Source organism: Undibacterium sp. Jales W-56, from assembly GCF_025548535.1.
GTDB lineage: Bacteria > Pseudomonadota > Gammaproteobacteria > Burkholderiales > Burkholderiaceae_D > Undibacterium.
On record NZ_JAJLQW010000001.1, the window covers coordinates 519,613 to 531,643 of the forward strand.

The window sequence follows — 12,031 nt, forward strand, 5'->3', positions numbered from 1 at the left end:
GTCTCGCTAGACACCCCGCGACGCGGATGTCGCGAGAAGCTCACGCAGTGAGCCACCAGCCCTACATAATTTTCCGAATTCTGCCAGTTGCTGTTGCTGGTATGAAAATTTTGCACTATTCTGTCGTGGTTTGCCATAAATTGGTCATTTCCATGTCAACCAGTACTACTGAGGGCGAGATCCTCACCATTAGGCAGGTCGCGGATTATCTGAAGGTCACCGAGCGGACGATCTACCGGCTGGCTGCGGCCAAGAAGATCCCTGCCTTCAAGGTCGGCGGGACGTGGCGGTTTTCGCGTGCAGACATCGACAGCTGGATCAAGCAGCAGTCGATGGAGGCACTTGACCAGGGCCGTGACGAGGAAGACCAGGCCAAAAGCCAATTGAATGATGGGGAGCGAAAGTAATGTTTGGACTGACTCTACGAGAAGAATTCCGGGGCAAACGCCTCAAAGGGACAGCCATTGAGCTCTCCAACGAAACGAACACCGGCGCGACCCAGATCGCGGCACAGGAATTCCTGGAGATCACCTATCCCACGCATGACGTGCTGAAGGGAATCGAGGCCGTTGGGCCGCACCAAGGGCGGCCCGTGGTGGTAATTGGTGAGCGCGGCCTTGGTAAGTCGCATTTGATGGCGGCGCTTTATCACGCCGTGAATGACGCAACGTCCACTGGCGCTTGGCTCAATTCATGGGCAACCACGCTGGGCGAGCCGCAGATCGGCAAGATCGCATTGCGCAGCGGGATGCTGGTGATCGGCGAGAGCTTGCACCGCCAGCGCTACAAATTCCTGTGGGATTTGCTGTTAGAACGTCATCCCCACGGCACCTACATTAAGGGCAAGTGGGAAGGCATGGGCGCGGCGAAAACCGACATCCCGTCCGACAAGCTCATCCTTGAGCTGCTGCAGCACAGCCCAACGATGCTGCTACTCGACGAATTCCAGACGTGGTACGACGGCCTGACCAACACCAAGCAGTACCCGTGGAAGAACTGGGCGTTCAATTTCATCCAGATACTCTCGGAGATCGCCAAGGAACATCCTGAGCTGCTGGTGCTCGTCATCTCGGTGCGCAACGGAGGCAGCGACGCATACCAGCAGGTACACCGGGTCAATCCGATTCCTATCGACTTCAAGGCAGGCGGCAGTCCCGAGCGCATCCAGCAGGATCGTCGGCGCATGCTGCTGCACCGTCTGTTCGACAACCGCATGCAAGTTCCCGCTGCCAATGTCGACTCTCTGGTGACAAAACACGTCGCGGAGTATTTCCGCCTGCTCGACGTGCCGTCCTCTGAGCAAGACCGCAAGCGCAAGGAGTTCGTCGAATCCTGGCCCTACGCCCCGCACCTGCTGCAGTTGCTCGAAGACCAGGTGTTGGTAGCCACTGATGCGCAGGAAACGCGCGACATGATTCGCATTCTGGCCAACCTGTTTAAGAGCCGAGGCGAAACTGCACCGATCCTCACCGCTGCCGACTTCCGGCTGGATGACGACGCCGCAGGCATTGGCGCGCTGCTCGATTCGGTGTCGAATCAGCAGCACCGCACGCTGCGCGAAAAGGCGCTGCGCAACATCACATCGGTGACCGAAGCCGTGCCCGGCCACGCCAGCACAGCGCCGCACTTGCAGGAGATCGTTGGCGCGCTCTGGCTGCGTTCGATTGCTGTCGGTAATCTCGCCGGTGCCGAGCCTGCCACCCTGCAGGCCGACATCACTCGCGACAAGGCTATCGACGACAACGCCTTCCAAGTTGAACTGGACACGGTCGTCGAGAACAGCTTCAACATCCATCAAGACGGCCCTCGGCTGGTGTTTCGGGAGGAAGAGAACCCACAGGCAAAGCTGATGGCCTGCGCCCGCAACGACAAGCTGTTCTTGGACGGTTCTGACCTTGCCCAGCTCGCGAAGGAAGTGCGCTACGTCATCGGCGGTACCGAAGAGGTTGCCAAGACGTTCCGCGTCATCGCGTTGCCGAAATCCTGGCCGTCCGACCCGTGGTCGTCGCTCGACGAAACCGAGCAGCCTGACCGCTGGGACGACCGCCTGCCGATCCTCGTTCTGCCGGAGGAGCCGGACAAGCTCAATGAGCGCCTGGGTGGGTGGCTGAAAGACCATCTGCAAAAGCGTCGCAACACCGTTCGCTTTCTGCTGCCGCGCTCGGGCTCGTCGAATGCTTTTCAAGACCGAGATCTCCTGATCCTTGCCCGCGCTGAAATGAAAGCGCAGGAATGGAGTAGTCAAAACCCGGAGTACAAGAAACTGCAGCACAAGTACCAAGGCGAGCTGCGCGACATCCTGAAAAAGCGCTTTGACCGTTTCGCCGTGCTGCACCGCTGGAATTTCAGTGACCCAAGCCAGTGCGAGTTCAGTATCGAGAGCCTGAAAAAGCAAGGTGCGCAGATCCCGGAAGGCATCGAGGAAGCGCTGATCAACGATCTTTTCGTGCCCGAGGATTTCGAAGACCTTGTTCTGGAAGCCGCTGGCGAGAACTCTCCGGTCGGCAAGCTGCTGCGTGAATTGCAGGAGCCACGTCCGGCAGGTCAGAACTGCATTCCGTGGCTTGGCGAGACTTCGATGAAGGAACGCATCCTGCGTCTATGCGCACGGGGCAAGATCGCGATCAACCTGCGCGGCATGGAATTCCTCCAAGCGCAGCCCGGCGAGGATGAAGACACCGCGTGGAAGCGCTTGCGGCCCAAGCTCTCTTATACCGGTCGCCAGCTCGACGAAGTTTTCTTGTTGGAGCCATCTGCAGTGCCGACAACGGGCGGCACGGCGCAGCCCGCGCCGCCTGTCGGAGATCCCAACGGCGGTGGCCTCTTTGGTGGCGGGACAACACCGCCGGTACCGCCCACTGGTGGTGACCCCACAGCAGGTGGCTACACAACACCGCCCCAAACCAATGGCGGGATTTTTGGTGGTGAGCCGACCACTACCGGCGGCAAGCCGCGCGTGAGCTTGAATAACCCAGCCACCTCTGCGCTGAATCTCATCGGCAAGCTGGAAGGCTGGGGCATTGGCCCCGCGACCCCGGTTACGGAAGTGACGATCAAGGTGTCCGCCGCGACCGGCGCACAGGTGAAGGAATTGCTCAAGAAACTGCCCGATGGCATGACCTTCGAGCTCACCCTTGAGAAGGAAGACATCTGATGACGCTCGACGCCGGGATTCTCCACCGCCTGACCAAAGGCACACCTGAAGACGCATGGCGCGTCATCATCAACAAGGCAGTCGAGATTGCCGCGAAGCCGCTCGCCGCAGGCAATGCCCCGGGCGAAGTCACCAAGCGCGACCGTGAGATCGGGACACTCGATCATTTCCTCTCGACCAGCGGATGGGATTTGTGGCACGCCTTCGGCGACACCGTCGAACGCACCTCGGATCGGCTGGTGCGCTGGTGGGCCGAACCCTACAGCGCGAAGGCAGTGCTGATCCTTGATGGCCTATCGTTGCGCGAGCTGCCGTGGCTGCTGCAAGGCGCGAAAGAACGTGGTTTCACACTGCACGAAGTGACAGCAAACGCGTCGGAGCTGCCGGGCGAAACAAACGAGTTTGCCCGAGCACTCGGCTTTGGCAGCCGCAGTCAGCTACAGAACAACGGTGGTGGACTGGCCCACAAGTTGACTCCGACCCACACCGAATGCGTGGATATAGCGTGGAAAGACTGCGCCGGTTTGGTTGATGCATCACCGAATTGGGTGTTCTGGCATCACTGGCCCGACAGCAAGGTGCATGACGGCTCGGGTGCGGGCCAGGGGCTCGATACGTTGACGCGCGACGCGGCGGAGCAATTGACCAGCGATGATTTCTGGGCGTTGGTCGAACGCTTGGCGACGGGACGTCGGCTTGTGATTACCTCCGACCACGGCTATGCCGCCACCGGCTATTTTCCAGACGCGGACGGTGAGGTGGGGCAATTCCTCAAGAAGACCTTCGCCAGCGGACGTAGCACGGCTGGAGGCGGTGAAACTGGCCCCTTTGTGCCGCCCGTGGCAATGCAAATCAACAGCCCGCACGGCGCGCACCGCCTCGCGGTTGGCCGTTGGAAATGGAAAAGCCAAGGCGGTTACCCGACGTTGACGCACGGCGGCCTCTCGTTGCTTGAGGTGCTGTCGCCCTTCGTCGAACTCACCAAATAAGGAAAGCCTCGCGTGGCAACAAAAAAAGAACAACTGGCGCAAGAAGTCGCCAAGGCAGTGGGCGCAGGCAAAGTCGTAGCACTCGAAACAGTTGATTTCAATGATCCGAATCGCCCCAAGACCTGTCTGGAAGTCGACTTCCCGATCCTGCCCGTCAATCAGGTGGCGATCATCGAAGGCAATGCTGGTAAGCCGATCTACCAGATGTCGAAATGGTGGGCGCGGCGGCGCTCCAGTGTGTTCCGCTCGATGCTGATTGCAGCAGCAACCAAGGCCCCGGAAGACAAATCGCATGCGGCCAAACTGGTGTGGGACAACTACTACGCCAACCACCAGAAAAAAGGCGCGTTCAAGCACCTGAAGGTAGCGGACATCTTCATGGGCGGTGGCACCACGTTGGTGGAAGGCTCGCGACTCGGGATGCAGATGTACGGTAACGACTTGAACCCAGTCGCTTGGTTTGTCGTGAGGCAGGAACTGGCCAACGTCGATCTCGAGGAGGTGAAGCGCCTGCTCGCCGACATCGAGGCCGAGGTCAAACCGCAGATCATGCCGTTCTACTACTGCGACGGCCCAAACGGTGAGAAAGGCAAATGGACGCACCTGCCAAGTAAGCGCGTGATGTCCACCGATTTTGATCCACTAAGCCTCAACCAAGAGCAGCGGCGTGAGTACAGTTATGAAGGCCCAGAGATCATTTACACCTTCTGGGCCAAACATGGGCCATGTCAAGTAACAGGCTGCGGTCATCGCACACCGATAATGACCAGCCCGGTAATGGCAGTGAAAACCATCAGCGTGAAGCACTGGGAGCATAGTTGCGGCAAGTGCGGTGGTGAGTTCGATGTCGAGGACAACGCCGCGCGAATGGCTCCCGATGTGCCGCTCTACGTAGCACCGTCCGAGCGCCCCTTCTCTATTCTTGATCGGAAAAAAGGTGTCATATGCCCGCATTGCGGACATACAGCGCTCGTGAACCTCGGTAGAGGCAAAAACAAAAAGGTCGAACTCAGTTTGCTCGTGCATCCGCAGTGGCTCGCGGGTAGCGCAAAACAGGATGCCAACGGACTGCCTTTCGGTGGCTCGGCGCAAGATGACGCTGTATCGACGGCTCGCTGGAATGCAGAACGTGCATCAAAGATTCGTCTGTTGGAGGTGCGTGGCGCACTTCCGGAGGATGTTACCTGTCCAGAAACGAAGGTCACCTTCAAGACTGGCGAGATCGAAGGCTCCGTGCCGAAGCAAGGGCACTTCATATGTCGTTCCTGTGGCACGATTAAAGATCAACTCAGTAGTTTCAAAGCTACCGGTAAGACAGGCCCTTCTGCGGGTTATGCGATTCAGGGATACGCACCCCTTAGTAGTGAAAAAGGCGATGCTTACAACGGACGCTTCTTTGCACCATTCAATACTCAAGCTGCTCGCCAATACGATGCAGCATTGGCCGAATGGGATCTACGGAAGGATCAAGACTTACTCCCATACTGGCCAAAAGACAGCAAGATCCCGCGCGGCCACGAAGCACATCAGCGTCGTCCGCTTGACCAGCATGGGTACAACTATTGGACAGATTTTTTCAATCCGCGCCAACTGTTCGTGCATGCGCTTTTGTTAAAGGCGATCACAACACTCGGCAAATACGACTGGGCCGTTCGTGAATATGTTCTTGGTGGATTCCAGCAGTACCTTCGGAACCAGAACATGTTTTGTTTCTGGAATCCGCAGCGCGACACGCCGGAGCCGCACTTTTCAAACAATAACTATCACCCGAAAACAACGGCGATTGAGAACTGTGTGTTCCCAAACCTGGGACGTGGCAATTGGGCGTCGTGCGTCGAGGGTATTGTTGAAGGCAAGGAGTGGGCTAAGCAGCCCTGGGAGCTTGTCAGTCTTCAACAGCTCGGTCGTACGCATCCAGAACTTGCACAGAATTGTTCAGGAAAAAGTGAAAAAGCGTCGCCGGGAGATCCCGTCCAAGTAGGAGCGGTTTTTCAGGGCTCGTCTACAGAGCTTTCGCAGGTTGAGAGCAGTACAGTCGACTTAGTAATTACTGATCCACCGTTCGGTGACTTGATTCAGTATTCTGAACTGGCAGACTTCTTCTATGTTTGGCTCCGCTGTGTTCTCGCAAAGCAGTATCCAACGATCTTCGGCGGCGAGTACACGCCAAAGACATTAGAAGCCGTCTCAAATAAGTTTAGAGAGCCTGAAAACCCCAACGGGTTCTATCAACGGTTGTTGACCGAATGTTGGCGCGAAGGGTACCGCGTTCTAAAACCATCTGGCATTCTCGCTTTCACATTCCATCATAGCGAAGATGAGCCATGGGTGGCCGTGCTGGAGTCGCTGTTCGATGCGGGGTACTACCTCGAAGCAACCTATCCGATTCGCTCGGACGAGACGAAGGGCGAAGGGCAATTCGGATCACAGAAAGTTGAGTACGACATCATCCATGTCTGCCGCAAACGTACCGAAGAACCCAAGGCGGTGAGCTGGGGCCGTATGCGCCGCGAGGTGATGGCCGATGTGCGTCAGTTGCAGGCGATGCTTGAAAACCACGCCAAGGAAGGGTTGCCTGCTGCCGACATTCAAGTCATCCGGCGTGGCAAGGCCCTGGAATACTTCTCGCGGCATTACGGAAAGGTCTACGTTGATGAAGGGCGTGCAATTTCCGTTAAAGAGGCGCTTGTGGGTATCAATCAGCTCATCGACGAAGATGCTGATAAGGGCAAGGAGCCACCTCCGGTCAATGCGGAGCCAATGACACGCCAGTTTCTCCGTACCTTTGACGGAAAGGCTGAAATTGCCCGTGATCAACTGCAGAAGTTCCTCAAGGGTTCGATCACCACACCGGATGAATTCGTGCAGCGTGGTTGGTGCTCCGAAAAGAGCAAGATTTTTATAGCTGCCGATCCCCTCGACTTTGCCCGTGATTGGCAGGGCAAGCACAAACGCAAGCTCACCTCCGATCTTGATCAGGCATTGGTATTGATCGGAGCCTGCTACGACGGCAGCGGAATCAATGCATCGGACACGCTCAAAAACGAAAATTTCAAGCCACATGTGGCTTTAAAACCGCTACTTGAATGGCTGTCCAGGCGCGCAGCCAATCCACCTGCCCGCAATGCGGCATCCCGTGCGGTGTCGATTTTCAACAACTGGGCAGCGACGCAGGCTCCGAAACCGCTGCAAGGTTCTCTGTTTGAGGAGTACGAACTATGAAGCAGCTAAGAGACACCGTATGGCAGCGGCGCGGTACGAGTTGGCTATGGGATGCTGAGGCGCTGGCCCAAGTGTGTTCGGCCAGCGAGGTGTGGAGCCTGCGTCAATTCATTCAGGCAAACGGACATTGGCCCGAAGACCTGCCCAGCAATGACAGCAATACTCTGGTGGTTGCGGGGATGGACGGTTGCTTGGATTTGCTTTTACCTTCCGATGCGGAGAGCTGGCTGGGTGCGGAGATGAAAGACGCCATCCTGTCTTTCCAAGAGTCCTACGACGGGCAAGCGGCATTGGTGTTCTGGCTGCCATCTGGCGCTGGCCGGATTTCCATCAACTCGGCCACAGACGCCGTGAGCTGGCGCTGTGCTCACCCACACGCCCACGAGAACCTCGATTTCGGGCGCGTCTTGTGGGGTGAGGCGCGTGAGTATCCGCAGGAAATATTGCTGCGCGAGGGAGCGAAGCCCGCTGGACTCTTTCACTTGCGAATCACATGAGGCTTCAATGACGGATCAGCCTCAATTCACGCCTGGAGAACGGATCACCCACACGGAGTTTGGCCAGGGTGTCGTCCTTGATGCCGCGCATGACGGTTACTTGCGCGCCTTCTTCGGCGTCGGTGAACGTCGAGTTCCGCTCGCGTCGATCCGCAGGGAGCTTTCGCGCACGGAGCGTATTCTGCGTGCGGTCGATGGCAGTGCGGATCGGGCGCGAAAGGCGTGGTTGTCCTATGAGGCACACGCACTTCCAGTGATGGAGAGTGCATCGGCGCTGACGTCGGCCAAGATCGATCTGTTGCCACACCAGGTGGTGTTGACCCATCGGATCGCCACTGCATCACCTCGCCGTTACCTGATCGCGGATGAAGTCGGGTTGGGCAAAACTATCGAGACCGCGCTCATCCTGCGCGAACTGGCGAGCCGGGGTGAACTCACACGCGCATTGATGGTGGTGCCTGCTGGTCTCGTGAACAACTGGCATCGTGAACTGAACGAGGTTTTCAACCTCGACTTTGAAGTGTTCGGCTCCGAGGGTGACATCACCGACCGCAAGACGAACGCCTTCGCTAAGCACGATCGGTTGATCGCCAGTATCGATACCCTCAAGCGCCCGGCACGCATCAAGCGGCTGTTGGATGCCCCGCGATGGGATCTGGTGGTGTTCGACGAGGCGCATCACCTCACCGCCTATCGCACCGGCGGCAAGGTCAGGAAAACCGAAAACTACAAGCTGGCCGAGGCGCTGAAAGATCACTCGCGCGATCTGATGCTGCTTTCGGCCACACCGCACCAAGGTAATCATTTCCAGTTCTGGATGTTGGTGCAGTTGTTGAATCCGACACTGTTCGGTAGTCCCGAGGACATGTTGGAAAACCGCCATCGTCTGAACACGGTGATGTACCGTCGCACCAAGGCAGACGCGTGCCAGCCAGATGGATCACCGCTGTTTGCCCGCCGCTGGGTGCATACCGAATCGTTCGTAATGGGCGAGGAGGAACGGCGCTTCTACGAGAAGCTACGCGAGTATCTGGAAGACGGGTTCAATCTTGCGCGTCGTCAGGGAGGCAAAGGTCAAGCCCTCGGTTTCTTGATGGCGATCTTCCAGAAGATTGCAGCGTCTAGTTTTGCCGCCGTCCGGCGCACGCTCAAGCGACGGCTGCTGATGCTCACGCTGCACGAAGCCTTCCTGCGCGATAAAGACCTCGATATTGAGGGTCGTGAGCGGCTGACGGATGAAGCGCGCGAACTGATCCACCAAGAATTTAACCTCTCGCGCGACAACATCGGTCGCAGCGAGGCCGATAGGGTGCTGGCCGATCTCAAGTACCGGTTGGTGAAGAAACTCGACGAGGAGGCGCTGGAGTTGGCCTCCGACCCGTATGGCAGCGAGTATTCAGCAAGCCATGCCGAGGAAGCGGCATCGGCCGTGGTTGATCTGCATCTGCCGGAGGAGCGTTTGCGCATTGGAGAGTTGTTGGCGGTGTTCCCGCAGCAACGCGAAACCAAGGCGCAGAAGCTGCTCGACGGGCTGGGAACGCTTTGGCGACAAAACCCGAACGAGAAGATCGTGGTGTTCGCCACTTACCTCGGCACGGTAGATTTGATCGCCCGTGAAATCGAACAAACGTTTCCTGGACAGGGTGTGGCCGTATTGCGCGGCGGCGACCACGGAGCCAAGGTCGCGGCAGAGCGCCGCTTCCGTCAGAAGGATGGCCCGCGCGTGCTGGTCTGCACTGCAGCCGGTCGGGAAGGCATCAATCTGCAATTCGCTCGCATCCTGTTCAATTTCGACTTGCCGTGGAACCCGATGGATATTGAGCAGCGCATCGGGCGCATCCATCGCTACGGGCAAAACGACACGGCACAGGTCTACAACCTTGTGCTGTCGGACACCATCGAGGGGCGCATCTTCCTACTGTTGGATGAAAAGCTCACCGAGATTGCGCGCACCGTCGGCAAGGTCGACGACCAGGGCAACGTCGCCGAAGACCTGCGCGCACAAATTCTTGGCCAGTTGTCCGAGCGGCTCAACTATGACCGGCTGTACCAGGAAGCGCTATCTGATCCTGAGTTGAAGCGGACGAAGGTGGAGCTTGAAGCTGCCCTGTCAAATTCCCGCGAGGCGCGGCAGGTGGTGTTCGATCTGTTCCAAGACCTCAACGGCTTTAGTCTCGACGACTACAAACCATTCTCCGACGTGTCGTCGGGCTTGGATCGACTGGTGCGCTTCATGTCGGCGGCGGTGGCAGATCGCCAGCAGCGCGTCATCAAGGTAGACGACGATACCTACGACATCGTGACGGTGGATGGTGCTCGCCGCGCCCGGTTCACCCTGAACCGCGACACGGCCACAAGCCGTGACGATTTGGAACTCATGGGTCTTGATCATTCGCTGGTACAGGAAGAGCTGGGACGGTGGCGTAGCGTCCCACCAGAAGAGATTGGCATCGCGGTCGAGGGCGACGTGGATGCAGCGGTGCTGCTTTCGTTCTGGCTGGTGGAAGCCTCTGCCGGAAACGGCGAACGTCGCGTGGCGGTGCAGTCGATTGCGGTGAAGCAGGATGGGACGCGCGTGCCCGCCGTCGAGCGTCAATGCGAGCGCTACCTGCAAGCACCGACCACCACGCCGAAGTTTTCGCCAGAGCAACGGCTTGACCTCTTCTCCCACGTCGTCGAACCGACGTTGCAACGAGAACTCAAGCACAAGGGCGCAGCGAATGGCGATGGCAGCTATTCGGCAGAGCTGATTGGCTATGTGGAAATCGTAGCGTAGGGACGAGACAGCAGAACCGAATTGGCTGAAGGAGAGTTGATGGCATCGCAAATCGAACGCATTTTGATTCTGGCCAAGACCTACCCGTCGCCCAGCGCACAGCACGTTGAAACGTCGTGCGTCGCTGGTATCAACGAGCAAGGTGCGATGCGCCGCTTGTATCCTGTGCCCTTCCGCTTAATTGAGGAAGGCCAGAAGTTCAAGAAATGGCAGTGGATCGAAGTGCGCGTCGAGAAGGCCAACAAAGATCATCGGACTGAAAGCCACAAGCTCTACGTCGACACGATCACCTGTGGTGATGTGATCGATACGAAAAAGCAGTGGGATGCCCGGTGGCCGTGGATCGAAAAGCTGCCAACGTTCACGAATTTCGATGATCTCGAAGCGACCCGGATCGAAACGGGGTTGTCGTTGGCGCTGATGCGACCGAAGAAAGTATTGACGCTGGAGATCGTTGAGGCGAGGGCCGCAGAATGGACTGACGAGGAGCGCGAGAAGCTACTGCGCTACGAAATGCAGGGGCAGCTTTTCAGCGACACCGAGGTCAAGAAAATGACGCAGACGCTGAGGAAGGTGCCATTCGACTTCTACTATCGATACGTCTGCGACACGCCGGAGGGCGAGAAGGTGTTCAAGCACAAGATCGTCGATTGGGAGGCCGGTGTTTTATTCTGGCATTGCAGCCAGAGTCACGGGGTCAATTGGGAAAAGCCGTTTCGGGCCAAACTAGAAGAGGAGTTGACGGGAAAGGATTTAATGTTCCTGATGGGTAATCAGCACCGGTTTCAAGACCAGTGGCTGATCATCAGTCTGATCTACCCGCCTAAGCGAAAGCCAGTTGAAGTGACGCCGCAGGGCTCGCTGTTTTAGCTGCTGCCTTGATGTGTGTGACACGCGCACCGCAGTAATCTTTGACCGCATTCGCCACCATCGAGCGATGGCAGAAGTTCGAGTCGGCCTCGAAGCAAAGCAGCGCGCAGTTTGACGCTACCGCCAAAGACGAAAGCTCAACGATGGCATCGCCTTGCGTCTTGAGGTACTTCATGAACCCTTCCGTGTAGCGCTTCCAGTTGCTGTCTTCCCGGTAGCGGTCGCGCACGGGTTTCGGACAGCCCAGTTCCACCATGTGAACATATTCGCGACCTGATAGGTTCAGCACGTTTGCAAGGGCCTTCTTCGAAAAGCCGGGCTTGCGGGACAGGGGCAGCTCTCGGACGTCGACAATCGTGTCGATGTCGTGCTCAGCGAGCAACGACATAAACGCGTCGATATCAAGTCCTTCATAGCCGATGGTGAAAACAGTCATTTTGGTAGCCCCTCTAAGACGACATTTTAACGGATGATCGATACGCTTGGGAAGTTTGATATGATTAAAGGTTTCCCTTTGCGCGTT

The 12,031-nt window shown here is 57.6% G+C and carries 8 protein-coding genes; 7 read left to right on the forward strand and 1 reads right to left on the reverse strand.

Annotation, left to right across the window (positions count from 1 at the left end):
• Positions 1–152: 152 nt before the first annotated feature.
• The 7 genes from mads1 to LPB67_RS02325 are packed head-to-tail and all read left to right on the forward strand — an operon-like array spanning position 153 to position 11,508.
• Complete coding sequence (gene mads1, locus LPB67_RS02295; RefSeq protein WP_262835446.1) at positions 153–407, forward strand: methylation-associated defense system helix-turn-helix domain-containing protein MAD1; 255 nt, start codon at positions 153–155, stop codon at positions 405–407.
• Positions 407–3,154, forward strand: coding sequence for an ATP-binding protein (locus LPB67_RS02300; protein WP_262835447.1), 2,748 nt, complete (start codon positions 407–409; stop codon positions 3,152–3,154). Before mads1 ends, LPB67_RS02300 begins: the two co-directional genes overlap by 1 nt.
• A complete protein-coding gene (locus LPB67_RS02305) occupies positions 3,154–4,143 on the forward strand; it encodes a hypothetical protein (RefSeq protein WP_262835448.1) in 990 nt (329 codons plus the stop codon). Before LPB67_RS02300 ends, LPB67_RS02305 begins: the two co-directional genes overlap by 1 nt.
• 12 nt (positions 4,144–4,155) lie before the next feature.
• Positions 4,156–7,365 carry a DUF1156 domain-containing protein gene (locus tag LPB67_RS02310; protein ID WP_262835449.1) on the forward strand — a complete coding sequence of 1,070 codons (3,210 nt, stop codon included), beginning with the start codon at positions 4,156–4,158 and terminating at the stop codon, positions 7,363–7,365.
• Complete coding sequence (locus LPB67_RS02315) at positions 7,362–7,862, forward strand: hypothetical protein (RefSeq protein ID WP_262835450.1); 501 nt, start codon at positions 7,362–7,364, stop codon at positions 7,860–7,862. Before LPB67_RS02310 ends, LPB67_RS02315 begins: the two co-directional genes overlap by 4 nt.
• Positions 7,863–7,869: 7 nt before the next feature.
• Positions 7,870–10,638, forward strand: coding sequence for a DEAD/DEAH box helicase (locus LPB67_RS02320; protein ID WP_262835451.1), 2,769 nt, complete (start codon positions 7,870–7,872; stop codon positions 10,636–10,638).
• Between the two features lie 39 nt (positions 10,639–10,677).
• A complete protein-coding gene (locus LPB67_RS02325) occupies positions 10,678–11,508 on the forward strand; it encodes a hypothetical protein (RefSeq protein WP_262835452.1) in 831 nt (276 codons plus the stop codon).
• On the opposite strand, the gene LPB67_RS02330 is transcribed toward LPB67_RS02325, so the two are convergent.
• The gene (locus LPB67_RS02330; RefSeq protein WP_262835453.1) at positions 11,462–11,944 is read right to left on the reverse strand and encodes a DUF488 family protein; all 483 of its coding nucleotides are present in this window, start codon (positions 11,942–11,944) and stop codon (positions 11,462–11,464) included. The genes LPB67_RS02325 and LPB67_RS02330 overlap by 47 nt on opposite strands.
• Positions 11,945–12,031 lie beyond the last annotated feature (87 nt).